At 49.7% G+C, this 24224-nt stretch carries 23 protein-coding genes, 1 tRNA gene and 3 pseudogenes; 13 read left to right on the top strand and 14 right to left on the bottom strand.

Annotated features, from left to right (window positions below; genetic code table 11):
- Window positions 1–1067 precede the first annotated feature (1067 nt).
- From ychF to lolB, 8 genes are all read right to left on the bottom strand, one after another.
- Entirely contained in the window at window positions 1068–2159 is a 1092-nt protein-coding gene (gene ychF / locus IT774_RS10520; protein ID WP_195809754.1) for a redox-regulated ATPase YchF, read from the bottom strand.
- Between the two features lie 23 nt (window positions 2160–2182).
- Entirely contained in the window at window positions 2183–2773 is a 591-nt protein-coding gene (gene pth, locus IT774_RS10515; RefSeq protein WP_195809753.1) for an aminoacyl-tRNA hydrolase, read from the bottom strand.
- Between the two features lie 5 nt (window positions 2774–2778).
- Window positions 2779–3426 carry a 50S ribosomal protein L25/general stress protein Ctc gene (locus tag IT774_RS10510; RefSeq protein ID WP_195809752.1) on the bottom strand — a complete coding sequence of 216 codons (648 nt, stop codon included), beginning with the start codon at window positions 3424–3426 and terminating at the stop codon, window positions 2779–2781.
- Between the two features lie 154 nt (window positions 3427–3580).
- The gene (locus IT774_RS10505) at window positions 3581–3958 is read right to left on the bottom strand and encodes a hypothetical protein (protein ID WP_195809751.1); all 378 of its coding nucleotides are present in this window, start codon (window positions 3956–3958) and stop codon (window positions 3581–3583) included.
- 359 nt (window positions 3959–4317) lie between these two features.
- Window positions 4318–5256, bottom strand: coding sequence for a ribose-phosphate pyrophosphokinase (locus IT774_RS10500; protein WP_232365200.1), 939 nt, complete (start codon window positions 5254–5256; stop codon window positions 4318–4320).
- Between the two features lie 40 nt (window positions 5257–5296).
- Window positions 5297–5372 (bottom strand) — tRNA-Gln (locus IT774_RS10495).
- 7 nt (window positions 5373–5379) lie between these two features.
- Window positions 5380–6270, bottom strand: a complete 891-nt coding sequence (gene ispE, locus IT774_RS10490) for a 4-(cytidine 5'-diphospho)-2-C-methyl-D-erythritol kinase (RefSeq protein WP_232364955.1) — start codon at window positions 6268–6270, stop codon at window positions 5380–5382.
- Entirely contained in the window at window positions 6255–6863 is a 609-nt protein-coding gene (lolB, locus tag IT774_RS10485; protein ID WP_195809749.1) for a lipoprotein insertase outer membrane protein LolB, read from the bottom strand. The genes ispE and lolB overlap by 16 nt, the downstream gene beginning before the upstream one ends.
- A 116-nt stretch (window positions 6864–6979) precedes the next feature.
- Between lolB and hemA the strand changes: the two genes are divergently transcribed.
- The 5 genes and pseudogenes from hemA to kdsA all read left to right on the top strand — a co-directional run bounded on the left by hemA (window position 6980) and on the right by kdsA (window position 11516).
- Window positions 6980–8251 (top strand): glutamyl-tRNA reductase, encoded by a 1272-nt coding sequence (gene hemA / locus IT774_RS10480; protein WP_195809748.1) that lies wholly within the window; start codon window positions 6980–6982, stop codon window positions 8249–8251.
- Between the two features lie 17 nt (window positions 8252–8268).
- Window positions 8269–9353 (top strand): annotated as a pseudogene (gene prfA, locus IT774_RS10475) (peptide chain release factor 1).
- 8 nt (window positions 9354–9361) lie between these two features.
- Complete coding sequence (gene prmC / locus IT774_RS10470) at window positions 9362–10195, top strand: peptide chain release factor N(5)-glutamine methyltransferase (RefSeq protein ID WP_195809747.1); 834 nt, start codon at window positions 9362–9364, stop codon at window positions 10193–10195.
- 75 nt (window positions 10196–10270) lie between these two features.
- Window positions 10271–10645 carry a SirB2 family protein gene (locus IT774_RS10465; protein WP_195809746.1) on the top strand — a complete coding sequence of 125 codons (375 nt, stop codon included), beginning with the start codon at window positions 10271–10273 and terminating at the stop codon, window positions 10643–10645.
- 16 nt (window positions 10646–10661) lie between these two features.
- Complete coding sequence (gene kdsA, locus IT774_RS10460) at window positions 10662–11516, top strand: 3-deoxy-8-phosphooctulonate synthase (protein WP_195809745.1); 855 nt, start codon at window positions 10662–10664, stop codon at window positions 11514–11516.
- A gap of 93 nt (window positions 11517–11609) precedes the next feature.
- Here the strand turns inward: kdsA and IT774_RS10455 are convergent, their stop codons facing one another.
- The gene (locus IT774_RS10455) at window positions 11610–11870 is read right to left on the bottom strand and encodes a hypothetical protein (RefSeq protein WP_195809744.1); all 261 of its coding nucleotides are present in this window, start codon (window positions 11868–11870) and stop codon (window positions 11610–11612) included.
- Window positions 11871–12085: 215 nt separating this feature from the next.
- On the opposite strand from IT774_RS10455, the gene IT774_RS10450 reads away from it, so the two are divergent.
- From IT774_RS10450 to IT774_RS10425, 6 genes are all read left to right on the top strand, one after another.
- On the top strand, window positions 12086–12985 hold the full coding sequence (locus tag IT774_RS10450; RefSeq protein WP_195809743.1) for a transcriptional regulator GcvA: 900 nt from the start codon (window positions 12086–12088) through the stop codon (window positions 12983–12985).
- Window positions 12978–13613, top strand: coding sequence for an alpha/beta family hydrolase (locus tag IT774_RS10445; protein ID WP_195809742.1), 636 nt, complete (start codon window positions 12978–12980; stop codon window positions 13611–13613). The genes IT774_RS10450 and IT774_RS10445 overlap by 8 nt, the downstream gene beginning before the upstream one ends.
- Window positions 13610–13981 (top strand): DUF423 domain-containing protein, encoded by a 372-nt coding sequence (locus IT774_RS10440; protein ID WP_195809741.1) that lies wholly within the window; start codon window positions 13610–13612, stop codon window positions 13979–13981. The genes IT774_RS10445 and IT774_RS10440 overlap by 4 nt, the downstream gene beginning before the upstream one ends.
- A complete protein-coding gene (rlmM, locus tag IT774_RS10435; protein ID WP_195809740.1) occupies window positions 13974–15050 on the top strand; it encodes a 23S rRNA (cytidine(2498)-2'-O)-methyltransferase RlmM in 1077 nt (358 codons plus the stop codon). The genes IT774_RS10440 and rlmM overlap by 8 nt, the downstream gene beginning before the upstream one ends.
- A 171-nt stretch (window positions 15051–15221) precedes the next feature.
- Entirely contained in the window at window positions 15222–17306 is a 2085-nt protein-coding gene (gene fusA, locus IT774_RS10430) for an elongation factor G (protein WP_195809739.1), read from the top strand.
- Between the two features lie 234 nt (window positions 17307–17540).
- Complete coding sequence (locus IT774_RS10425; protein WP_195809738.1) at window positions 17541–17813, top strand: hypothetical protein; 273 nt, start codon at window positions 17541–17543, stop codon at window positions 17811–17813.
- Between the two features lie 5 nt (window positions 17814–17818).
- On the opposite strand, the gene IT774_RS17455 is transcribed toward IT774_RS10425, so the two are convergent.
- From IT774_RS17455 to IT774_RS10400, 5 genes and pseudogenes are all read right to left on the bottom strand, one after another.
- On the bottom strand, window positions 17819–18889 hold the full coding sequence (locus IT774_RS17455) for a transglutaminase-like domain-containing protein (protein ID WP_269749806.1): 1071 nt from the start codon (window positions 18887–18889) through the stop codon (window positions 17819–17821).
- Window positions 18884–19746: pseudogene (locus IT774_RS17450) on the bottom strand (DUF3488 domain-containing protein); the annotation flags it as partial. The gene IT774_RS17455 and the pseudogene IT774_RS17450, both read right to left, overlap by 6 nt.
- Window positions 19747–19838: 92 nt before the next feature.
- Window positions 19839–20129, bottom strand: coding sequence for a hypothetical protein (locus IT774_RS10410; RefSeq protein ID WP_232364954.1), 291 nt, complete (start codon window positions 20127–20129; stop codon window positions 19839–19841).
- A gap of 82 nt (window positions 20130–20211) precedes the next feature.
- Window positions 20212–20778, bottom strand: a complete 567-nt coding sequence (locus IT774_RS10405) for a hypothetical protein (RefSeq protein ID WP_195809735.1) — start codon at window positions 20776–20778, stop codon at window positions 20212–20214.
- Between the two features lie 29 nt (window positions 20779–20807).
- Complete coding sequence (locus IT774_RS10400; RefSeq protein ID WP_195809734.1) at window positions 20808–21731, bottom strand: AAA family ATPase; 924 nt, start codon at window positions 21729–21731, stop codon at window positions 20808–20810.
- A gap of 204 nt (window positions 21732–21935) precedes the next feature.
- Here IT774_RS10400 and seqA point away from each other — a divergent pair, with 204 nt between their 5' ends.
- A complete protein-coding gene (gene seqA, locus IT774_RS10395) occupies window positions 21936–22514 on the top strand; it encodes a replication initiation negative regulator SeqA (RefSeq protein WP_195809733.1) in 579 nt (192 codons plus the stop codon).
- A 46-nt stretch (window positions 22515–22560) separates the two neighbouring features.
- Window positions 22561–24212 (top strand): annotated as a pseudogene (gene pgm / locus IT774_RS10390) (phosphoglucomutase (alpha-D-glucose-1,6-bisphosphate-dependent)).
- Window positions 24213–24224 lie beyond the last annotated feature (12 nt).

Below are 24224 nucleotides of genomic sequence, written 5' to 3'. Positions count from 1 at the left end.
GAGGCCAGATATTGGGAGATAGAGTATGGACAGTCACTGCTATAGATAGAGTATGGACAGTCACTGCTATCACTGCTATGGACAGTCACTGCAGCAGGGCACCGGCGGAAGGAGGACAGTCACTTCACTTATTTCAATGCTCAAATTACTCCCGGCTGATAAAGCCAGAACACGGACAGCCAGAACATGGACAGTCACTGTATTAATTTTTAATAGTTTCAGGTCATATCGTGAAGCGGCAACTCTATAAAGGCTATGCACCAGAACCCATTAATATATGCCGAACTCAGAGGCCGGATATTGGGAGATAGAGTATGGACATTCACTGCTATGGACAGTCACTGCAGCAGGGCACCGGCGAAAGGAGGACAGTCACTTCACTTATTTCAATGCTCAAATTACTCCCGGCTGATAAAGCCAGAACATGGACAGTCACTGTTTTTATTTTTAATAGCTTCAGGTCATATCGTGAAGCGGCAACTCTACAAAGGCTATGCACCGGAACCCATTAACGGCGGTAGAACGTGAGTCAGAACGTAGACAGTCACTGTATTTTGGGGAGCGTGGACAGTTACTGCATTTATCTTAATAGCTACAGGGCATTCACCGTAGCGACGTTTCTATACAGGCGAAGCACGGGATGCCAATAATTTATGCCGAATTCAGGGGCCAGTTATTGGGAGATAGAAGGTGGACAGATAGAAGGTGGACTGTCACTGCACTTATTTCACTGCTCAAATTATTCCCGGCTCACAAAGCTGTTGCTTTACCAATGAACGGTATTTCACACAGGCCCGTGTAACGCCACCTTAAGATTGTGTGTATAAAACCAAGCGTGAAAGTTGTTTATACAAGCAGGCAGCAGGCGTTTTGTATTTTGGATGTTAAAAAAACAAAGGTTTGCGTGTGAGCGGGCGTAGTAACGCAAGCTAAAGAAATTATTGTCATGCCGGAAGTCGGGTTTGTTGCGGAGAGGAGCTTATATTCAGCAGCCCAGGGTGGGGCAAAGCATTAAAAAGCCGCTGAACTGGCAGCGGCTTTTCGGGTATCACAGGAAGCGTAAGTGCTTACACGTTAAAGCGGAAGTGAATCACATCCCCGTCTTTTACAATGTACTCTTTGCCTTCCAGGCGCCACTTACCCGCGTCTTTGGCACCCTGCTCGCCGTTGAATTCAACAAAGTGATCAAACGATACGATTTCGGCACGAATGAAGCCTTTTTCAAAGTCGGTGTGAATACGGCCCGCGGCTTGTGGGGCGGTAGACCCTTCAGGGAAGGTCCAGGCTCTGACTTCCTTCACTCCGGCAGTAAAATAGGTTTGTAGGGTCAACAGACTGTAGCCAGAACGAATTACCCGATTCAGGCCAGGCTCTTCTAAGCCCATGTCCTGCATAAACTCTTCGCGCTCATCATCTTCCAGCTCGGCAATCTCAGACTCAATCGCAGCACAAACCGCCACAACCACGGCATTTTCGTCTTCAGCGATTTTTCGAACTTCATCCAGGTAGGGATTATTCTCAAAACCTTCTTCGTTCACATTAGCAATGTACATGGTGGGCTTTAACGTAAGCATATTCATATAGCTAATGGCTGCCAGCTCTTCTTTACTAAGTTCAAGGGAACGCAGCAACAATCCTTCATCAAGGTGAGGCTTAATTTTTTCCAGAACTTTCAATTCAAACTTGGCTTCTGAGTCGCCACCTTTGGCGCGTTTGGCAACCCGTAATAAGGCTTTTTCGGTGGTTTCCAGGTCGGCCAGAGCCAGCTCAGTATTGATGACATCAATATCATTTTGAGGGCTGACTTTGCCTGAAACATGCACAATGTTTTCATCATCAAAGCAACGTACCACATGGCCAATCGCATCGGTTTCACGAATGTTGGCCAAAAATTTGTTGCCCAGACCTTCACCTTTAGAGGCACCTTCTACCAAACCTGCAATATCCACAAATTCCATGGTGGTAGGAATGACACGTTGGGGATTTACAATTTGCGCCAGCTTGTCCAGACGCAGGTCCGGCACCGGAACCACACCGGTATTTGGTTCAATGGTACAAAAAGGGAAGTTGGCGGCTTCAATGCCTGCTTTGGTCAGTGCATTAAACAGTGTCGATTTACCTACGTTGGGCAGGCCGACGATACCACATTTAAAACCCATGCTAGCCTCTTAATTCGGTTAGTTTATTTAGCGTCGGCTTTAAAGGAATGAAGCCGATTTTGTGCTGTTTTCAAATCGTCTTTCAGCAGAATATCAATACAACGAACAGCTTCATCAATCGCGCTATCGATAGCTTCTTTTTCTGCTGGAGCTGGCTTGCCTAAGACATGGCCGGTTACTTTGGCCTTATGGCCAGGGTGGTCAATGCCTATGCGCAAACGCAGGAAATTTTTGTTGTTTGCCAGTCTTGAGACAATATCACGCACACCATTTTGACTGGAGCTTCCCCCTACCTTGAACTTAGCCACCCCTGCCGGTAAATCCAGCTCATCAAAGGCCACCAGAATTTGCTCTGGTTCAATTCGATAAAAGTTAGCTAAGGTCCCCACTGACTGTCCGCTTTTGTTCATAAACGTAGTAGGGTAGAGCAAGCGAATATCCTGGCCTGCTACTGTGATACGTGCAGTTTTGCCAAAGAATTTTGCTTCAGGAGTCAAAGAAGTATTGTGGCGCGCGGCTAACGCTTCAAGAAACCAGGCGCCCGCATTATGGCGGGTATTTTCATATTCTGGGCCTGGATTACCCAGGCCCACAATCAGACGAATGTCAGACAAGAGGATTATTCCTCGGTGCCCGCTTCTTCTTCGCCTTCTGCATCTTTCTCAGCCGCTGGAGCTTTAGGAGCAGGTTTGATAGTCACAACAGTCAGGTCGTGATTTTCGTCATTTTTAGCCAGTTCTACAGAGCTTACGCCAGTAGGAAGCTGGATATCAGACAAGTGGATGGTGCCATCCATTTCCAGACCTTTCATATCAACGTCGATGAATTCAGGCAGGTCTTTAGGCAGACAGGTGATTTCAATTTCGTTCAAGTGATGTTCTGCAATTCCACCTTCGTTTTTGATCGCTGCATTGTCTTCTTCATTGATGAAGTGCAGAGGAACATTGGTGTGAACTTTTTCGCCAGCAATTACACGCTGAAAATCAATGTGTGAAATTTTTGGCTTGTACGGGTGACGTTGCATGTCTTTAACCAGCGCTTCAACTTTTTTGCCATCGATGTTCAGAGTCAGAACATGAGAGTAAAAGGCTTCGTAATCAGCAGAGTTATTAACTTTGTTGTGATCCAGAGTCAAAGATACCGGCTCTTGATCGCCACCGTACAGGATGGCTGGTACCAAGTCTGCGCGACGAAGGCGGCGGCTCGCACCTTTCCCTTTATCGGTACGGACGTTGGCATCCAGAGTAAAAATAGTGTTGTCAGACATTGACTGTCTCCAATGAATTTTTAATTTAATTTTATGGTGCCTTCCGCGACCAAAAGTGCACCGATGAAATGCCCGTCTGAATAAGCCAGGCACTATCCTCAATAATTAAGGGCGGCGAATTCTACCACTGTTGCCCGACGGTTACAAACAGGGTTTACATTTCATCTTTGGTGGGTTTAACCCCACTCCGGTCGACCACTTTTGCTGCGCTTACCTCAAATACATCACCAAACTGGGTAATCGTCATGATATTGGTCAGAACCTGTCCTTTTACTGAAATTTTCAGGCCATTTTGTTTGTATTCCGGGGCCAGATTTCGCAAGGTATAGTGATCGCCTTCATCGCTGATAAAGCCATAAAAGCCACCTTCCAGGTTTTTATACACAATGGTTCCGGTCATTTGTTTAGCAACGCTGTTCATGCCTTTATCCTTTTGCTGTTCAGTAACGGGCTCCGGATGCGTTTGAGCCTGACCGGTACAGGCTGTTAATACCAGCAAACTGGTTAAAATTAGAATTATTGGATGCTTCATCACTACTTTTCCTTTTAAAAAAGTCACCGCTACTATACTGCCGGTAGCATACTGAATAAATAATGAATGACAACCCGCTATAGGTTAACAGCCGCCACCGGGCCAGACCTTTTAAAATAAAGACAGCAGGGATTACAAAACACCGGCAAGAGAATCTTACCGGTAACCTGGGCGTTGGCCTGCAGCCGCGTGATGGTTAAGAGCCTGTATGCCGGGCTTTTATCCAGTGTTTAGGGCCAGCGGTGCGGGAGCGGCAGGTTTGTATTGTGGGGGGGAATGGAAGTTTGGAACAGAAGCATGATTGGATACAAAAAAAGCGGCTGAGAAGCCGCCTTTATCAATAGTTGTAACACAATATATCAGTATTCAAACATTGCAGAGATAGACTCTTCATTGCTGATGCGGCGAATGGTTTCGGCCAGCATTTCAGACAACGTTAGCTGCTTCACTTTGTCAATCTTACGCATATCTGCATTGAGGGGAATACTGTCGGTAACAATAATTTCATCAATCACAGATTCACGCAGGTTTTTAGCCGCGTTGCCCGAAAATATCGCATGGGTTGCATAGGCATACACCCGGCGCGCACCATGACTTTTCAAAGCCTCAGCGGCTTTGGCCAGGGTCCCGCCCGTATCGATCATGTCATCCACAATAATGCAGTCACGATCTTTCACATCCCCGATGATGTTCATCACCTGAGCGACGTTAGCTTTAGGGCGACGTTTGTCAATGATGGCAAGGTCGGTGTCATTCATCAGTTTAGCCGTAGCACGCGCACGTACCACACCACCAATATCAGGTGAAACAACCACCGGCGAAGCAAAGTCGCGGCGCATCATATCGGCAAGCAGGATCGGTGTTCCAAAAGCATTGTCTACAGGAACATCAAAGAAGCCCTGAATTTGCTCAGCGTGAAGGTCGATGGTTAACACCCGGTCGACACCTACATTAGACAGGAAATCAGCAACCACTTTTGCGGTAATCGGCACCCGGGCAGAGCGTACACGACGATCCTGACGGGCATAACCAAAATAAGGCATAACTGCGGTGATACGACCTGCTGATGCACGGCGAAGTGCATCGATCATCACAATCAATTCCATCAGGTTATCGTTGGTGGGTGCGCACGTTGACTGAATGATAAAAACATCCGAACCACGGACATTTTCATGTATTTCGACGCTGATTTCACCGTCACTGAAGCGGCCTACGCTGGCGTTTCCAAGCTTGGTATAGAGACGATCGGCAACTTTCTGGGCAAGTTCTGGTACGGCATTACCTGCAAAGAGCTTCATATCTGGCACAAGTGTTTCCTCAGTGCGTTGATAGTAGAGGTGGCTGGGGTAGCTGGACTCGAACCAACGAATAACGGGATCAAAACCCGCTGCCTTACCAACTTGGCTATACCCCAATAATATTTAGTGTCTGTCCGGAGCAGCGTACACATCATGTAGTTGTTGTTTTAATGGCGACTGGGCTACACCCCTGGCCACAAAACCGGTCCAGTGTGCAGGTAATTTAGCCTGTACATTCCTGGCCGCATCTTCATTACTAAAAGTGGCAAACACGCACGCCCCTGTGCCTGTCATCCGCGACGGGGCGTAGTGTACCAACCACTGTAATAATTTTGCAACTTCCGGATGGCGTTTACCGACAATTTGCTGGCAATCGTTGCGGGTTTTTTCAAATGCATACTCCTGCCAGGCAATGGGTGCGGTGTCTCGGGGCAGATCAGGCTCACCAAAAACAGCCGGTGTGCTCACATGGATCCCCGGGTTAACCACCAGATACCAGTCACCGGCGACGTCTACGGGCGTGATTTGTTCACCGACCCCTTCTGCAAAGGCCGTATGGCCGCGGACAAAAACAGGCACATCGGCCCCCAGCTGCAAGCCAAGCTCAGCCAGTGACTGCTCATCCAGATTGCATTGCCACAAATGGTTGAGGGCCACCAGGGTGGTGGCGGCGTTTGAAGAACCACCGCCGATGCCGCCGCCCATAGGTAATTGTTTATCTATATGAATCGCCACGCCTTGGGCCACCCCGGTATGCTGCTGTAATAAACGGGCCGCCCGGTAAATCAAATTATCCTGTTCGCTGATCCCCGCCATTGGCGTTACCAGTTTGATGGTGGGCGCGGGGGTAATCTCAAACGCCAGTTGATCGCCTGCATCCAGCAACTGAAACAAACTTTGCAGCTGATGATAGCCATTAGGGTAGCGGCCGGTAATATGCAAGAAAAGGTTAAGTTTGGCGGGGCTGGGCCACCACATAAGGTCAGTTTTGCGGGCCATTACAACAGGGTCCATTGGTTAATTCTGAATTTGATGAAGGCGTTGGATTTTTGGGTATTAGTGAGCTTCAGGGCATACGGCAGCCAGATGTGCTCCACCTTTCCATAATTCTGGTACGCGACCTGCCAGCTTCCACATCCCGGGCACGTGCCGGGCTGTAAATGGGCCAGCAAATCATTGTGGTTTAAGGTGTACTGGTCGGTGGGGCCGGGCAGCCCTTTGATCCAGTCCAGTAACCGGCTTACCGGCACATCCCAGCCTGTTACTGTGTTTATCAGCTGGCGAGGATCCGCGTCCCGATAGGTTTTGCCATCTGCAATCAGGGTCGCCATGCCGTCCTGGTAGTCCAAATCCACCAGGGTAATGCCCAGCAAATTGGTCAGTCTGAACTGAAAGCTGTCGGGACGATGTTGCCAGAACAGGGTCGCACTGATAGCTTCTTTATCATTTCGCAGCGCCATTTTGCCGTTAATTTTCCAGCTGTTAACGCCAGCAAGTTGTTGCAATTGCGCAGGCAGATTTATGCGCTGGTCGGGGCCATCCGGTAAGGTGCTACAGCCATTTAACAATATCAGCAGAACACCGCAAAGCAGAAATCTAAGAAACATAAATAAAAATCGATTGGCATGATAGACACATTATATAGGAACACAGCTACCTGAACACTTTCAATAATTTTGCGTTTTTCGTACAATGCCGCTCCGAAGCCGCCAGATGAATCTTAATGACCTTAGTTGCCCTCGGAATTAATCACAAAACTGCTCCTGTTGCCTTGCGTGAGAAGGTTGCCTTTACACCAGATTCTCTGGTGTCGGCGCTATCTTCTTTAAAGCAGCACGCTGGTGTGGACGAATCCGTTATTGTTTCTACCTGCAACCGCACGGAAATTTATGTCAACGGCGCCTCGACGCAATCGGCACTGATCGACTGGCTGGCGGATTTTCATCGGTTAGATGCGCAAACTATTGCCAGCCATAGTTATCAGTTTGAGCAAGGTGACGCCGTTCGACACATTATGCGGGTGGCCAGTGGTCTGGACTCGCTGATACTCGGTGAGCCGCAAATTTTTGGTCAGGTCAAACAAGCCTACAATGATGCCCGTCATTCCGGCACGGTTAATTCTGAATTTGAGCGATTGTTTCAACATACCTTTGCGGTGGCCAAACGGGTGCGTACCGAAACCGAAATTGGCGCGAATGCGGTGTCGGTGGCATTTGCAGCAGTGCAGCTGGCCAAACATATCTTTTCAGCCTTGCCCAGTCGCTCGGTATTGCTGGTGGGCGCGGGTGAAACCATCGAACTGGTGGCCCAGCATCTAAAAGAGCAGGGCGTGGAGCGTATCAGTGTGGCGAATCGCACCGTGGCCCGCGCGCAAAAACTGTCGGCAAAACTTGATGCAAGGTTGCTGACTTTATCGCAGGTGCCCGAACAGCTACATAGCTTTGATATCGTGATAAGCTCCACTGCCAGTCAGCTGCCTCTGATTGGCAAAGGCATGGTGGAGCGCGCGCTCCGTGAACGCCGCAATACGCCTATGTTTTTAGTTGATTTGGCGGTGCCCCGGGATATTGAGTCAGAAGTGAACGATCTGGGTGATGCCTACTTGTATACCGTGGACGACCTGCAGCATATCGTAGAGCAAAATCAGGCTTCACGCGAAGAAGCTGCCCGGTCGGCACAGGCAATCATCGACGAACAGATTGAGGTTTACCTTAGCTGGCAGCAGGCACAGCAGTCGATTGATCTGGTCAGGCAGTTTCGTCAGCGTGGCAGTCAGCAGCGCGACGAATTGGTCGAAAAAGCATTAAACCAGCTGGCCGACGGTAAAGCCTCAGAAGACATTATTAAAGAACTGGCGTATAAACTGACAAACACAATGATGCATGGTCCCACACGTTTATTACGTGATGCGGCTGCGCAAAACGATACTTCGCTGACCCAATGGCTAAGCCATTCGCTGGAGCTTGACAGCTCGCCCAGTCAGCGCCGTGAATGAAAAGGTAAAATAACAATATGAAAGACTCGGTCGTTGCAAAACTGGAAAATCTGGTGGAGCGTTTTGACGAAGTACAGGCACTGCTTAGTGATCCCGAAGTGATTGGCAATCAGGACAAGTTTCGTACGTTGTCTAAAGAATATAGTCAGCTAGAAGATGTGGTAAAAGGCTTTAATGCCTATCAGCAGGCCCAGGAAAATCTGGCTTCTGCCAATGAAATGCTTGAAGAAGATGATGCTGAAATGCGCGAAATGGCGCAGGAAGAAATCAAGCAGGCAAAAATAGAACTGGCAGAACTGGAAGATGAACTCCAGATATTATTGCTGCCCAAAGATCCCAATGATGATAACCCTGCTTTTTGGAAATCCGCGCGGGCGCGGGTGGTGACGAAGCTGCGATTTTCGCCGGTGACCTGTTTCGCATGTACAGCCGCTATGCTGAAGGGCGGGGCTGGAAAGTGGAGCTGGTCAGTGCCAGTGAAGGTGAACACGGCGGCTTTAAAGAAGTCATCGCCAATGTCTCAGGCGAAGGCGCGTTTGGTATTTTAAAGTTTGAATCCGGCGGTCACCGTGTGCAGCGGGTCCCGGAAACAGAGTCGCAGGGACGTATCCATACGTCAGCCTGTACCGTAGCGGTATTGCCGGAAGTGCCCGAGTCAGAAGCCATTGAAATAAACCCGGCCGATCTTAAAGTGGATACCTTTCGGGCCTCAGGCGCGGGGGGACAGCATGTTAATAAAACCGACTCGGCAATCCGTATTACCCATATTCCAACCGGGCTGGTGGTAGAGTGTCAGGATGAGCGTTCTCAGCATAAAAACCGGGCGAAGGCGATGTCGGTATTGCAGGCTCGTCTGAATCGTATTGAAGAAGAAAAGCGCGCCAGCGAAGAGGCGACCACTCGCCGTAATCTGGTCGGCAGTGGCGATCGCTCTGAACGCATACGCACTTATAACTTCCCTCAGGGACGGGTCACCGACCACCGCATTAACCTGACCCTGTACCGGTTAGATGAAGTGATTGAAGGCGATCTTAGCCAGCTGCTGGAACCCATTCGTCAGGAACATCAGGCTGATCTTCTGGCTTCGCTGTCAGGCGAGTAAATAACTTAATGAATATTGGTGAAGCAATTCGGTGGGGTGCCAGTCAGCTGACCGACAGTGAGTCGCCGGTGCTGGATGCCCGCGTGCTGTTAAGCGAAGCACTGGAGGCTTCACTAACCTACCTTTTAACCTGGCCCGACAAAGCAGTAACCGGGTCAGCGTTAATGACCTATAAAAATTTTATTCAACAACGTGCCAGTGGTCAGCCGGTGGCCTATATCACTGGTCAGCGTGAATTCTGGTCGCTACGTTTGAAAGTCTCACCTGACACGCTAATCCCCCGGCCTGATACCGAAACCCTGGTGGAACAGGCGTTAGCCCGGCTGCCTGCCACACCATGTCGTATTTGTGACTTAGGCACCGGCACCGGGGCCATTGCGCTGGCCCTTGCCAGTGAGCGCCCGCAGGATACCTTGCTGGGGGTCGATAGAATCGCCGCCGCGGTCACCCTGGCGCGCGAAAATGCCCGGCGCAATAATATCGACCATGCGCAATTTATGCAGAGTAGCTGGTTTGATGAACTTGCCGGTCAGCAGTTTGATATGATTGTCACCAATCCGCCCTATGTAGAAAGCCACAGCGATTATCTAAGTGTGGGCGATGTGCGCTTTGAACCGATTTCAGCACTTATCGCAGGCAGTGACGGGCTTAGCGATATCCGAAAAATAATCGCGCAGGCGCCAGCTTATCTGAACCGCGAAGGGTGGCTGCTGATTGAGCACGGCTATACCCAGAGCGAGGCGGTGCAACAGTTGCTGCGACAGGCAGGCTTCACTAAGGTGACCAGCGAGGCAGATTTAGCCGGGCAGTTGCGGATCACCTGTGGCCAGATGTCAGGCTGAGATTTACCGGATTAAATTTGAATCCGATAAGCGTCATCCTTTAACAATAGTAATAACAACACTAAGGCAAACTTTATGTACCTGATGGTTAAAAATATCCATATGACCGCAGTGATGCTCAGCGTCCTGCTATTTGTTTTTCGGTTTATCCTGTTGCAGGCCAACGCGGGCATGCGCAATGCCAAGTGGCTCAAAGTGGTACCGCATATCATCGATACCATCTTGCTGGCCAGCGCCCTGGTTCTGTGTGGCATTTTATCGCAGTGGCCATTTGTAAATGACTGGCTCACGTTTAAGTTTACCGGCTTAATTCTGTATATTCTGATGGGTATGTTCGCCCTTAAATGGGGCCGTTCGGCGCCCATGCGCTGGATTGGTTTTATTGGCGCCCTGACCTGGCTGGTACTCATCTTTCGGGTCGCGATTACCAAAGAAGCCGTGATTTTTTAATTTAACAGGAATACTTATGACTGTATCCACACGTACTCTGCAGATTGGCAAGGTTGAAGTGGCCAATCAGCTGCCTTTTACCTTGTTTGGGGGCATGAATGTTCTGGAGTCCCGTGACCTGGCAATGAAAATTGCCGAGCACTATGTTTCGGTAACCCAAAAGTTGAATATTCCTTATGTCTTTAAAGCCTCATTCGATAAAGCCAATCGCTCCTCGGTGACGTCTTACCGGGGCCCGGGTATGGAAGAAGGGCTTAAAATCTTCGAAGAAATAAAGCAAACGTTTGATGTGCCGGTTATCACGGATGTTCATGAGCCGCATCAGTGTCAGCCTGTGGCTGAGGTGGCTGATGTCATTCAGTTGCCGGCCTTTTTGGCCCGCCAGACCGATCTGGTGGTGGCTATGGCCCAGACCGGGGCGGTGATTAATGTGAAAAAACCGCAGTTTCTGGCCCCTCATGAAATGCAGCATATTATTGGCAAGCTGGGTGAAGCCGGTAACGACAAAGTGATTTTATGTGAGCGTGGCAGCTGTTTTGGTTACAACAACCTGGTGGTGGATATGTTAGGTATGGATGCCATGAAAGCCTATGCCCCGGTTATCTTTGATGCCACGCATGCGCTGCAAATGCCTGGTGGGCGTGCCACCAGTGCCGATGGACGCAGGGCTCAGGCCGCGCAACTGGCGCGCAGCGGAATGGCGCTAGGGCTGGCAGGGTTATTTATTGAGGCGCACCCGGATCCGGATAAGGCGAAATGTGACGGGCCATGTGCTCTGCCGCTGTCAAAGCTGGAGCCCTATCTGGCGCAGATGAAAGCCATGGATGATATGGTCAAAGATTTTGCGCCGCTGGATACGTCAAATACGTAGAACCAGGACCAAAAGCGCCGGTGTAAGCCGGACAGGGTGAGAGAAATAGGCAGTGAAAACTGCCTGTTTTTGTATCAGGTGTACAATAAAAAATTATTCGCTCTGGCGTGCTTTACGTACCACTTTTACCGGTTGTTTTTTCTGATAGGCAAATAAAGCCGTATTCTGGTATTTCACTGCCTGGGTTTTAAGCTGGGAAGAAACTTCAAGCTGAATGTCTTCAGCGAGGTTGAGTTGTACTATCGGCGTTGGAATTTCCAGATTTTCAAATTCCAAAGATACAGGTTCGCCCTGTTGAGCCGCGGCGGTGCCGGCCAGCAATAACATTAACGAAGATAACAATAGTTTTTTCATTACACACCTAATATAATTAATTTAAAACTTGTTCTAAATATGTAAAATATTTTAACAAGAAGCATTTTTAAAGCTCTGTTCTAAAAGCTTTATTTTTTAATGCGGGCAAATAGTAGTCAGTATTTGATTAAAAATAAAACGAGTAAATGTATGGTTGAAGGGTTAGAAAAACTAATGCTTCGACGGATTTTTCCTTTCCACAGGCAAGGCGCAGGATGCAACGACGATTACCCCCACTGAATGCGTTAAAAGCCTTTGAGGCTGCAGCGCGTCATCTAAGTTTTACCCGGGCGGCTGATGAGCTGTTTGTGACTCAGGCTGCTGTCAGCCATCAGATAAAGGCTTTGGAAGAATACTTATCGATGAAGCTGTTTATCCGGCGCAACCGCACCTTGTTGCTCACCGAAGAAGGTCAGGCCTATTTTCTGGAGCTTAAAGATATCTTCAAAAGCTTACAGGAGGCCACCGATCGCCTGCTGGCAAAAGGCAGTAAGGGTGCCATCACGGTGGCCATGCCGCCCAGCTTCGCCTCACAATGGCTGGTGCCCCGCATAAGTCGCTTCAGTAACGCCAACCCGGATATTGATGTGCGCATTAAAGCGGTGGATTTTGATGAAGGCTTTTTAGATGATGATATTGATGTCGCCATCTACTATGGCAAAGGCCGCTGGTCCGGCTTGCAGGCTGATAAACTTCACCGTGAATTTTTAACGCCCTTATGTGCGCCCAGTTTATTCAGTGGCCCCAAGCCACTTAACAGTCTGGCGGATTTAAAACACCATGTGTTACTGCACGACCTGAGTCGGGAAGCCTGGAAGACCTGGTTAAAACAAATCGGGGTGGCGGGAGTCAATGTAAATCAGGGGCCGGTGTTCAGTCACTCAATGCTGGTCTTACAAGCCGCAGCACTGGGGCAGGGCATAGCATTGGCCAATACAATTCTGGCCCGGCCAGAAATAGACGCCGGGCGACTGATAATGCCTTTTTCCGAACGCGTAGAAAGTCGGGATGCTTTTTATGTGGTGTGTGATGAATCTCAGGCCGATTTAGGTAAAATAGCCGCCTTTCGCGAGTGGATCTTAGCCCAGGTAGAAGAAGAGCAGGAAGATGTTTGATTATAGTATCGACAGCCCCGATAGCCCGACATGCCGGCTGGTACTGGCTCATGGTGCCGGAGCCGGGAAAAGTTCTGAGTTTATGGAGCACATCAGCGCGCTGCTGGTAGCCGCAGGGATTGAGGTCGTTCGCTTTAACTTTGTGTATATGCAAACCATAGAACAGACAGGCAAACGCCGGCCGCCAGAAAAAGCCGGGGTGCTACTCCAGCACTTTGCCGGGCTGCTGGATCACCTTGAACACCAGTTGCCTGCGTTGCCACTATGGCTGGGTGGTAAATCGATGGGCGGGCGCATGGCAACTATGCTGTTAGACCAAACGTCGGCCCAGGGCGCGGTAGCCTATGGCTATCCATTCCATCCGCCAGGCAAGCCTGACAAGCTGCGCACCGAACATTTGGTCCAGCCCGGCAAACCCGTTCATATCTTTCAGGGCGAACGCGACCCTTTTGGTATTCCTGAGGAAGTTAATCATTACGGCTTGCATTCAAAAGTAACGCTGCACTGGCTTGAGGATGGCGATCATAGCCTGAAGCCGCGTAAAAAAAGTGGTTATGATTACCATCAACATCTGCAACGAACGGCTGATGACACCGCGCGGGTGCTTGGCACCGGGACTGTACCATGAAAAGCTTCATCATTACCGGCGCGGTCGGCGCGCTGCTGTCCGTGATACTTGGCGCGTTAGGAGCACATAAACTCGACAGTTACCTGAGCCCTGATGCGTTGCAGGCCTTTAATACCGCGGTGGAATATCAGATGTTTCACAGCCTGGCAGTGTTGCTGGTGTGTGTGTTGCCGCTGGCCCAGCGTCAGGCCAGACAAGCCGCAGCCTGTTTTGTAGTGGGAACGCTGCTGTTTTCCGGCAGCATTTTCGGGCTGACTCTGGCCCACGCCAGCTTTTTAGGACCGGTCACTCCTTTGGGGGGACTACTACTGATGATTGGCTGGCTAATTTTGATTTTTGCAGCCATAAGGAGCCCATCGAATGGCTAGTCTACTGGGCTATTGTCGCGCCGGATACGAAAATGATTTGGCCGAGGAACTCACGGCTAAAGCGGCTGCACTGCAGTGTTTTGGTTATCCGAAATTTGAGCGCGGCAACGGCTATGTACAATATATCTGTTACCACCAGGCTGACGCCGATAAGTTAGGCCGTCAGCTACCGGTGATGGAGACCATTTTTGCCCGCCAGCTGGTGGTGGTGACCGGGACCCTTGAACAGCTAAGCCGCGAAGATCGGGTGAGCCCGGTGCTGGCCGAGATCCTACAGCATGATGATGATTCGGTGCAAAACGGACTGTTACAGGTGGAACACGCCGACACCGATGCGGGCAAAGAGCTGGCCAAATTTTGCCGTAAATTTGCGGTAGTGCTACGCCAGGCGTTACGAAAAAACCGGGCGCTCACCTTTAAAGAAAAACCACAGGACCGGGCGTTGCATGTGTTTTTTACCGATTTTGATGCCTGTCTGGTGGGATATAGCTATGCTGCTTGTCGCAGTCCCCACGCAAATGGTATTTACCGTCTGAAATTTCCTGCTGCGGCGCCCAGTCGCTCCACGCTAAAGCTTGAAGAAGCTATTTTGACGATGCTTTCTCCCCACGAGCAGCACACAGTATTACGAGCAGGGGGCCGGGCCGTGGATTTAGGCGCGTGCCCCGGTGGCTGGACCTATCAGCTGGTGCAGCGGGACATGTTTGTTGAAGCCATTGATAACGGCCTTATCGCCGAAAACCTGATGGCCACCGGACTGGTTGAACACTTTGCCGCGGACGGTTTTAGTTATAAGCCACAATTTGGCCGTGTAGATCTGCTGGTCTGTGATATGATAGAGCAGCCTGACAGGGTCGCAAGGCTTATGGGCGACTGGTTAGTCAATCGTTGGGCCGATCATGCGATATTCAATCTGAAGTTACCAATGAAAAAACGCTATGAAACGGTAACCCAAGCCATGGCAGATGTACTGACTCGCTTGCAAAAGCTGGAGGACAGCTTTGTAATTCGTATGCGGCATCTATATCATGACCGTGACGAGATCACAGTTTCAATTTTAAGAGAATAACCTTTGGGGTTATTTTTTTAATAAGTTATTGATTAATCAAAAATAAATTTAGTGTTGGCGTGGATTTGCTGCATAAGTTTTATACTTTTTGCGCAAAGGGCTGTCAATCTGGTATTGAAATCCTTTATAATCCCGCCGTTTTTTTACTCTGAACCAATTAAAAGTGAACTAATGGCAGACTTATCTCATTACAGAAACATTGGTATTTTCGCTCACGTAGACGCGGGCAAAACTACCACCACTGAACGTATCTTGAAACTTACCGGTAAAATCCATAAAACCGGTGAAGTGCACGATGGTGAGTCAACAACTGACTTCATGGATCAGGAAGCGGAGCGTGGTATTACTATCCAGTCAGCTGCGACAACCTGTTTCTGGAAAGATCATCGTATGAACATCATCGATACGCCAGGGCACGTTGACTTCACTGTTGAAGTTTATCGTTCACTGAAAGTTCTTGACGGCGGTATCGGTGTATTCTGTGGTTCTGGTGGTGTTGAACCACAATCAGAAACCAACTGGCGTTATGCGAACGAATCTGGCGTAGCCCGGGTTATTTTCGTAAACAAACTGGACCGTATGGGTGCAGACTTCTACCGTGTTGTAGGTCAAATCAAGAAAGTACTGGGCGCGAAGCCAGTCGTAATGACACTGCCTATCGGTATTGAAGATGAGTTCAACGGCATCATCGATGTTCTTGAACAAAAAGCTTACATCTGGGACGAAACAGGTCTGCCAGAGAACTTCGAAGTATGCGATGTTCCTGAAGACATGAAAGACAAAGTTGCCCAATACCGTGAAGACATGATCGAAACTGCGGTAGAAATGGATGACGACCTGATGATGGCGTATATGGATGGTGAAGAGCCGTCTATTGAAGACATCAAACGTTGTATCCGTAAAGGTACTCGCGATCTGGAATTCTTCCCGACTTTCTGTGGTTCTGCGTTTAAGAACAAAGGTGTTCAGCTGGTATTGGATGGTGTTATTGACTATCTGCCTAACCCAACTGAAGTTATCCCTCAGGATCTGACCGACAAAGATACCGGTGAACCTACTGGTGAAGTTGCGAAGGTTTCCACTGATGAGCCTTTCCGTGCGTTAGCGTTTAAAATCATGGACGACCGTTTTGGCGCCCTGACCTTTATCCGTGTTTACTCTGGTGTGCTGAACAAGGGCGATACCGTTCTTAACAGTTTCACTGGTAAAACCGAGCGTATCGGCCGTATGGTTGAGATGCACGCCAACGATCGTACCGAACTTACCAAAGCACACGCCGGTGATATTCTGGCGGTTGTAGGTATGAAGAATGTTCAGACTGGTCATACTCTGTGTGCCACGTCACATCCTTGTACGCTTGAGCCGATGATCTTCCCTGAGCCGGTAATCTCTATTGCGGTTAAGCCTAAAGATAAAGGCGCGACTGAAAAGATGGGTATTGCCATTGGTAAGCTGGTTTCTGAAGATCCGTCGTTCCAGGTTGAAACTGATGAAGACTCAGGCGAAACCATCCTTAAGGGTATGGGTGAGCTGCATCTTGATATCAAAGTAGATATTCTTAAGCGTACTTATGGCGTTGAACTGGAAGTTGGTCAGCCGCAGGTTGCTTATCGTGAAACTATCACTGCTCCAATTGAAGATAGCTACACGCATAAGAAACAGTCTGGTGGTTCGGGTCAGTTCGGTAAGATTGATTACCGTATCAAGCCTGGCGAAGTGAATTCTGGCTTTACGTTCAAGTCAACGGTTGTTGGTGGTAACGTACCAAAAGAATTCTTCCCGGCTATCGAAAAAGGCTTCAAAGGCATGATGGATCAGGGACCACTGGCTGGTTACCCGGTACTGGATGTTGAAGTAGAATTGTACGACGGTGGCTTCCACGCAGTTGACTCTTCTGCAATCGCGTTCGAAATCGCTGCGAAAGGCGCTTTCCGTCAGTCTATGCCAAAAGCAGGTCCTCAGATTCTTGAGCCTGTAATGAAAGTAGACGTGTTCACTCCTGAAGATCACGTTGGTGATGTAATTGGTGACCTTAACCGTCGCCGTGGCATGATCAAAGATCAGGAAGCTGGTGTAACTGGTGTTCGCATTAAAGCAGACGTACCTCTGTCTGAAATGTTCGGCTACATCGGTCACCTGCGTACTATGACTTCTGGTCGTGGTCAGTTCTCTATGGAGTTCAGCCACTATGCACCTTGTCCTAACAATGTTGCGGACAAAGTTATCGAAGAAGCCAAAGCACGTAACGCCAAATAAGTTCGTAGCTTAGACTCTTAAAAACCCGCCTTCTGGCGGGTTTTTTTATGTCTGTCAAAAACTGGTCTTTTTCTGTACCCGGGTGGCGGCCCCGGTTGTGTAAGCTATAACGCCAATCATTTTTAGCCGATGGTTATCATGCTTACTTGCCTCTATCTAACTCTGTTGGCAGCCATAACCGGCGCCGTGCTTCTGATATCGTTGTGGTGGCTGGCACATGGGACGAGCGTTTATATGCAGTTACAGCAGCTCGAAAATCCTGGTGAGCCCTATTTACGATTGTTTGACTCAGTACGAGCAAGATTACAAAATCAGCCAGTCAGTGTGTTTCCGGTAGGGGTGATTACCCATGTTCATGTCTACCCACGGGCCCTGGTATTTTGTGCCGGCCCTTTCGAGCTGGCACGGCTGTGTTTACCCGTTTGGCAGATAAAACAGGTGATCAAACGGTGCCGGCAAATTCTGCCGGTAGCAGGCGTGTGTCATCATACCCCGCTGGCACCATAAGCGGGCTATTTGGCGGGATGGTGGCGCAGGGATTTTTTCAGCTGTTTAAAATGCTGCCGTAACAGCTGACGTTGTTTGGTATGGTCGCCAGGTTGATACTCAATGGCTTCAAAAACTTTTACAAAATTATCCAGCGCGGTGCATGCCGCAGCGTTGATATGGCCGCTGACATGCCTGGCATAGGTACGGGCTGAGGTATTATGGCGGGCAATACCGGTGACTTTGTAAATTTCCTGCTGGGCATCCTGGTACAACCGTAAGCTTTCTGATTTTATTCTTGGGGCAGGGCGCGGCACAAAGTAAAACGCCAGCAACCCAGCGATAAACAATACTACTGCCAACATAAATAGGGTCATGCGTTCCATACTGGTATTGCCCAGTAAACGGGTGAACATATCCTGCTGCGTGGCTCCGTCAAAACCCAGCACCCAGCGATTCCACTGATAATTGATGGTATCTGCAAACTGATAAAGCTGCGCCAACGCCGGCACATTATGAGCCCGGTTACGGGAAAATAATGGCAAATCCTGTTGCTGGTTACTAAATGCACTTTGAAAACCGTATAACAGCCGCGAAGCGGCCACCATAGTGGTGGGATCAAATTGTTGCCAGGTTTTCCCATCCAGACTCGCTTCAACCCAGGCATGGGCATCATACTGATATACATTCATCACTTTAGCGCTGATGAGGTCGCCGCCCTGATAGCCGGACACCAGTCTGGCGGGGATCCCGGCAGCTCTGAATGCCAGCGCCATAGCACTGGCATAGTGCGCGCAAAAGCCCTGACGTGCTTCAAATAAAAATGCATCCACCGGCGCCGCGGGCATGACTGGCGGTGTCAGGGTGTACGAAAAATTCTCAGTGGCAAAATACTGCATCAGTCGATTGGCAAAGACGGTGTTATCGCCACTTTGCTGATACAGCCCCTTCGCCCAGCGCACAGTGCGGGGGTTAGAGGCTTCCGGATACTCAAGGTTGACCTGAAGCTCCGCCTGCCCGCCAGTGATCTTCAAAGGCGCTGCAGGATAACTATTAAAATTAAAGGTCTGGCGATTGAGAACAGGTTGCCGGCTCATAATGGTATGATCATCAGCCACCACAATCTTGCTCGCCGAATTTGAGGTGGCCGGAACCGTGGTTCCCAGACTGTAGAGCCAGGCATTACCGTTGCCTTCAGCCAGCAGCTGATAAGAAAATCGCTCACCGGCCGGTTCACTTTGGTAAGTGGTGGGCCTGAGTTGCAGCAGTTGTTTGCGGGCCTGTCGGTAGTCGCCAACCTGCCAGCTTTTGCCATCGAACTGTTCCAGCACCATCGCCCGCCAGTAGCGTTGTTGCATGGTCGGGACCGTGTTTTTAAAGGTGGCAGTAAATACCTTTTCGTCAGAGCGTGTGAGGTTGGCCACATCGCCCGGGGTGATTTTTTCACTAAGGCCGGTTTCACTGCTTTTGCCTTCCGGCATTCCCCACAAAGGCGGCAGATGAGGTAGCGCGACAAACAGGATCACGGCGATAGGCAGCGCCTGCAAGCCAATTTTTAACAATGCCTTAAGATGACCCTTAAAGGCGCGTTGGGGGCGTAGAACAGTTGGAGTGAGAGCAGGGCGCCCATCAGCACCACGCTATACACAATGCCGCTCACTAATGCCTGGGAAAATATAAAATTACAGCCGATTAAAAATAAGGTGCAGCCCGCAATCTGCAAAAAGTCCCGGGCCTGTTTAAGCAGCAGCAGTTTTAATGCACAGGCACTGACCAGCAAATTGATCATGGTCAGCAATACCCCCTGCTCGCGGCTGAACCAGACCAGGGCCACACAGGTAAGAATGGCCAGCAGGTTGATCGTACGCACTTGTAAATTACGGCGGTAAGCGCCCTGATATAGAAAATAGCGTACGCCCAGCGCGCACAATACCAGTATCAGCACCCATCCCATAAGTTGCTGATAAAGACACAGGGCGGTAACCCCAACGGTTATGGCCAGCGCCAGGCTCGCGCGATGTCCGGCGATGGGCAAGGCTTTGGTACTCATCCTGATGAGCCCCCGGTGGCGGGAATACCGGCCAATAGCGCCAGGCAGCGATTTCTGTGTTCAAGACCACTGTTGTGCGCAATAGTTTGCTGATCCAGTTGCAGTCCGTAACTGATATTTTGCTGACACAAGGTTACCGCCTGATACGCGACCTGACTCAGATGTTGTTCCAGGTTGGCACTGTGGGTGTTTACTTTAAGGTAGCCAGCCTGTCCGCCTTGCTCACTAAAAATTTTTACGGCAGGGTCACGGCCTTTGGCCACCGTCTGCCATGCAATCCGGTTCAACGGATCGCCACTGCTATAGGCTTTCAGACCCTCAAAATCATCATGCCCGGGGCATAGGCACTGGATTGAGCCATATCCTTGTTCAGCGGTACCAGGGTAATTTCACAGGTCTGTAATTTGGGAAATACGGTAAGGGCTGGGCAAAATCCAGATGGGTCCAGCATTTAAACAAACCTAAGGGAAACTGACTGGAAAAGGTCACCCGCGGCAAAGGGAACAACCCCCGGCGGTAGGTAAAACGAGGCAGACTGATGACTGCCGGGGCCTCATCCAAATCGATGACGATGCCGGTAGCATGCCCCCACCAATGAATTTTCAGCTCACCATGGCCGGCTCGAGTGTGGGTTTCTATCAGCTGCATCTGAAAGGTGGCGTTGTCACCGGCAAAAACCGGATTTATGCCGCGGGCCTGTAACTGGATCCGCGAAAAATTACGGTAACTGGTAAATAGCGTAACCAGCCCCAGGGCGATAAAAAAGTAGCTGAGTAATAACAGCAGGTTATTTTGATAGTTTGTGCCCAGCACAAATAGACATACACACAGGATAAGAAAGCAAAATCCAAACACCGTAGGAAAGATAAATATCGAACGGGCGTCTAGCTGATGGCGTTGCTTTTCAGGAATACGACTGGCCAGCCAGCGTAGCATAAGTCGATTTTTAATCCTCGCCAGGCGCATCAGGCTGCCAGCGGATCAACGCTTTCCAGCAACCGCTGGCTAAGCACCGTATCTTCAGCCTGCTCCATATTTGCTGAACGCATGCGGTGTTCTGCAACCGATTCAAAAACCGCCTGCACATCTTCAGGAACAACATAATTTCGTTCGTGCATAAACGCCCAGGCTTTGGCAGCGGCCAGAATGGCTTTACTGGCCCGTGGTGACAGGGCATGAGGATAGCCGGGCGTGGTGCGGCTCATGGTGACCAGACGCAGAATGTAGTCTATGACCGCGTCGGCGGCATGCACATTAACCACACTGGACTGCCACTGGGCCAGCGTGTTTGCACACACCACCGCCTCAGGCATGCTACTGTCTCTATCGATACCGGCTTGCATCAGCATTGCTTTTTCAGCATCCCAGTCTGGATAGCCTAGTGAAATCCGCATCAAAAAACGATCGAGCTGGGACTCTGGTAAAGGATAGGTACCCGACTGATAGGAAGGGTTTTGGGTGCCAATAACAAAAAACGGATCGGGCAGCCTGAAGGTCTGGCCATCAATGCTGACTTGCTGTTCTTCCATCGCTTCAAGTAACGCGCTTTGGGTTTTAGGGCTGGCGCGGTTAATCTCATCGGCCAGCACCAGCTGACTGAATACCGGACCATGACGAAACTCAAAGCTCTGTGTCTGGGTATTGTAGATATTGCTGCCTAACATATCAGCCGGCAATAAGTCAGAGGTAAACTGGATCCGGGAAAACTGCAAGCCAAACAGACGAGCCAGCGCATGGGATAGGGTGGTTTTGCCCATACCGGGTAAGTCTTCAATCAGCAGATGACCATTTGCCAGAATGCACGCCAAAGCAAGTTTTAGCTGGTGGGACTTACCAATAATATGCTGACTCAACGCGTTGGTTAACGCCTGATATTGCGTGTTGTTCATCCGTGGCTACCACTCCAGTTGCCGATGTTAATTTATCTTAGCAAGACAAAGCTTTAAAAAAATTGTTTTACTAATACGTGAGTATAGACACAAAAGCGCAACTGATTAATTTAGCATCAAATGTTTGGCAAATTAAGGCGGATAAAGTGCTGCGACAAGGCGGCGGGTTGTCTATAATGGGCAAGCTATTTAAGGAAGTGGTTTATGAAAAGTATTGAAATAGATGATGATTTGTACGCATTTATCGCCGGTGAAACAAAGCACATTGGCGAAAGTGCGTCAGATATCTTACGTCGATTGCTCATGACACCGGCAACCGCACAAAATATGTCAGCAAAAACCGCCGAAGGCACCCCGTCATCGCCCGCCAAAGCAACCGTATCGCAGGCAGCTAAAAAAGCGGCTGAAGCTACGCCTGCGCGAACAGCCAAAACGCGTCAGTCTGATGATATTCTTAAACGGGCTACGCCTGATGTATTAAAAGACTACACTAAGCGGGTGGATTTGTTTTTGTTTATGCTGGCACAGCTCCATGAGCTGCATCCCCAGGAATTTGCCGAAGTTGAAAAAATTAAAGGCAAAAACCGGGTGTATTTTGCCACCAGTAAAGAAGCGTTATTAAAAACCGGCAGCAGTACCAACCCCAAACAAATCCCGGGCAGCGCTTTTTGGGTAGTGACCAACAACAATACGGCCAAAAAAGTGGCGATGCTGGAGCAGGTTTTGCAGCTGTTGGGCTACGATCAGAAAACCAGCAACAGTTTGCTTAATCGCTTTGCCTAAGTAATTACCGACTAACGCTGTTTACTACAACCGACAAGGAAACTGCATGGCTTTACATCCTCAGGCGGGGCAACCTGCCGCTCGTGAACAACTCATTAATGTGGCACATCTGGTAAGTCAGTATTATGCACACAAACCGGATGCGGAAAATGCGGCCGAAGCCGTCAGTTTTGGCACGTCGGGGCACCGCGGTACGGCGGTGAATGCCACCTTCACTGATACCCATATTGCAGCCATTTGTCAGGCGTTAGCCGAATACCGCGAACAGCACAACATCAGCGGTCCGCTATTTATTGGTAAAGATACGCACGCATTGTCCGAGCCGGCCATGCTTACCGCCATCGAAGTGCTGTGTGCCAACAAAGTGCAGGTGATAATTCAACAAAGTGACAATGCCAGCCGTGGCTATACACCTACCCCGGTTATTTCCCGCACTATCCTGCGCCATAATGCAGGGCGTTCTGACAATCTGGCAGATGGCGTGGTGATAACCCCGTCACATAATCCGCCCGGTGATGGTGGCTTCAAGTACAATCCCCCCATGGCGGGCCGGCCGACTCAAATGTTACCGGCATTATTCAACAGCGGGCTAATGCGCTGATCGCGGATGACAACCGGGAGGTTAAACGGCTTGATCTACGTCAGGCTATGGCCAGTGATTTGGTACGCGAAGAAGACTTTATGGAACCCTATATCGATGAGCTGGCAAATGTTATCGATATGCAGGCGATAGCAAAAGCGAAGCTGACGCTGGGTACTGATCCGCTGGGCGGCGCCGGAGTAGGCTACTGGGAGCGCATTGCAGAAAAATATGGTCTGAATATCAAGGTGGTTAATAACGAGGTTGATCCGCAATTTGCGTTTATGCGCCGCGACAAAGACGGCAAACTGCGGATGGATTGCTCTTCGGCTTATGCCATGGCCGGGCTTATTGAACTGAAAGACCAGTTTGATTTGGCCTGGGGTAACGATCCTGATTTTGACCGGCACGGGATTGTCTGTCGCAGTCAGGGTTTAATGAATCCGAACCATTATCTGGCCGTGGCCATCCAGTATCTGTTTACCCATCGCCAGCAATGGCCCGAGACACTAAAAGTGGGCAAGACTCTGGTTTCCAGCTCCATGATTAATCGTGTAGCCAATGCACTTGGCCGGGAACTGGCTGAAATGCCGGTGGGCTTTAAATGGTTTGTTGAAGGCATGGGCCAGTCTACAATTGGCTTTGCGGGGGAAGAAAGTGCCGGCGGTATTTTCTTGCAGCGTGATGCCAAAACCTGGGCTACCGATAAGGACGGGATTATTCTATGTTTGCTGGCGGCCGAAATGCTGGCGGTGACCGGTAAGGATCCGGGCGAACATTATCAAAACCTGACCGAGCAATTCGGGGCGCCGGTGTATGAGCGGGTGGATGTGGCCGCCAGCCATGAAGAAAAACAAAAGCTAGCCGCTCTCGACAGTTCAGCGGTCACCAGCGACACCCTTGCCGGCGAACCTATCACCGCCATTGAAACCCATGCCTCTGGGAATAATGCTGCCATTGGAGGATTAAAGGTTTCTACCGAAAATGGCTGGTTTGCAGCGCGCCCGTCCGGGACCGAGCAAATCTACAAAATTTATGCAGAAAGCTTTAAAGGTGATACTCACTTACAAGAGCTCATCAGAGAAGCTGAGCAATTAGTGGCCAAGATTATACGGTAACGTTTAATTTGT

It is taken from the genome of Salinimonas marina, assembly GCF_015644725.1.
Taxonomy (GTDB): Bacteria; Pseudomonadota; Gammaproteobacteria; order Enterobacterales; family Alteromonadaceae; genus Alteromonas.
The sequence above is the reverse complement of the archived record's forward strand: the minus strand, read 5'-3'. Positions and strand labels throughout refer to the sequence as shown.

Bases quoted from the DNA above. Each gene is read 5' to 3' on its own strand.
- ychF (WP_195809754.1), bottom strand. From the start codon at position 2,159: ATGGGTTTTAAATGTGGTATCGTCGGCCTGCCCAACGTAGGTAAATCG.
- IT774_RS10510 (WP_195809752.1), bottom strand. From the start codon at position 3,426: ATGTCTGACAACACTATTTTTACTCTGGATGCCAACGTCCGTACCGAT.
- IT774_RS10505 (WP_195809751.1), bottom strand. From the start codon at position 3,958: ATGAAGCATCCAATAATTCTAATTTTAACCAGTTTGCTGGTATTAACA.
- IT774_RS10500 (WP_232365200.1), bottom strand. From the start codon at position 5,256: ATGAAGCTCTTTGCAGGTAATGCCGTACCAGAACTTGCCCAGAAAGTT.
- ispE (WP_232364955.1), bottom strand. From the start codon at position 6,270: ATGGACCCTGTTGTAATGGCCCGCAAAACTGACCTTATGTGGTGGCCC.
- lolB (WP_195809749.1), bottom strand. From the start codon at position 6,863: ATGTTTCTTAGATTTCTGCTTTGCGGTGTTCTGCTGATATTGTTAAAT.
- hemA (WP_195809748.1), top strand. From the start codon at position 6,980: ATGACCTTAGTTGCCCTCGGAATTAATCACAAAACTGCTCCTGTTGCC.
- prmC (WP_195809747.1), top strand. From the start codon at position 9,362: ATGAATATTGGTGAAGCAATTCGGTGGGGTGCCAGTCAGCTGACCGAC.
- IT774_RS10465 (WP_195809746.1), top strand. From the start codon at position 10,271: ATGTACCTGATGGTTAAAAATATCCATATGACCGCAGTGATGCTCAGC.
- kdsA (WP_195809745.1), top strand. From the start codon at position 10,662: ATGACTGTATCCACACGTACTCTGCAGATTGGCAAGGTTGAAGTGGCC.
- IT774_RS10455 (WP_195809744.1), bottom strand. From the start codon at position 11,870: ATGAAAAAACTATTGTTATCTTCGTTAATGTTATTGCTGGCCGGCACC.
- IT774_RS10450 (WP_195809743.1), top strand. From the start codon at position 12,086: ATGCAACGACGATTACCCCCACTGAATGCGTTAAAAGCCTTTGAGGCT.
- IT774_RS10445 (WP_195809742.1), top strand. From the start codon at position 12,978: ATGTTTGATTATAGTATCGACAGCCCCGATAGCCCGACATGCCGGCTG.
- IT774_RS10440 (WP_195809741.1), top strand. From the start codon at position 13,610: ATGAAAAGCTTCATCATTACCGGCGCGGTCGGCGCGCTGCTGTCCGTG.
- rlmM (WP_195809740.1), top strand. From the start codon at position 13,974: ATGGCTAGTCTACTGGGCTATTGTCGCGCCGGATACGAAAATGATTTG.
- fusA (WP_195809739.1), top strand. From the start codon at position 15,222: ATGGCAGACTTATCTCATTACAGAAACATTGGTATTTTCGCTCACGTA.
- IT774_RS10425 (WP_195809738.1), top strand. From the start codon at position 17,541: ATGCAGTTACAGCAGCTCGAAAATCCTGGTGAGCCCTATTTACGATTG.
- IT774_RS17455 (WP_269749806.1), bottom strand. From the start codon at position 18,889: ATGAGCCGGCAACCTGTTCTCAATCGCCAGACCTTTAATTTTAATAGT.
- IT774_RS10405 (WP_195809735.1), bottom strand. From the start codon at position 20,778: ATGCTACGCTGGCTGGCCAGTCGTATTCCTGAAAAGCAACGCCATCAG.
- IT774_RS10400 (WP_195809734.1), bottom strand. From the start codon at position 21,731: ATGAACAACACGCAATATCAGGCGTTAACCAACGCGTTGAGTCAGCAT.
- seqA (WP_195809733.1), top strand. From the start codon at position 21,936: ATGAAAAGTATTGAAATAGATGATGATTTGTACGCATTTATCGCCGGT.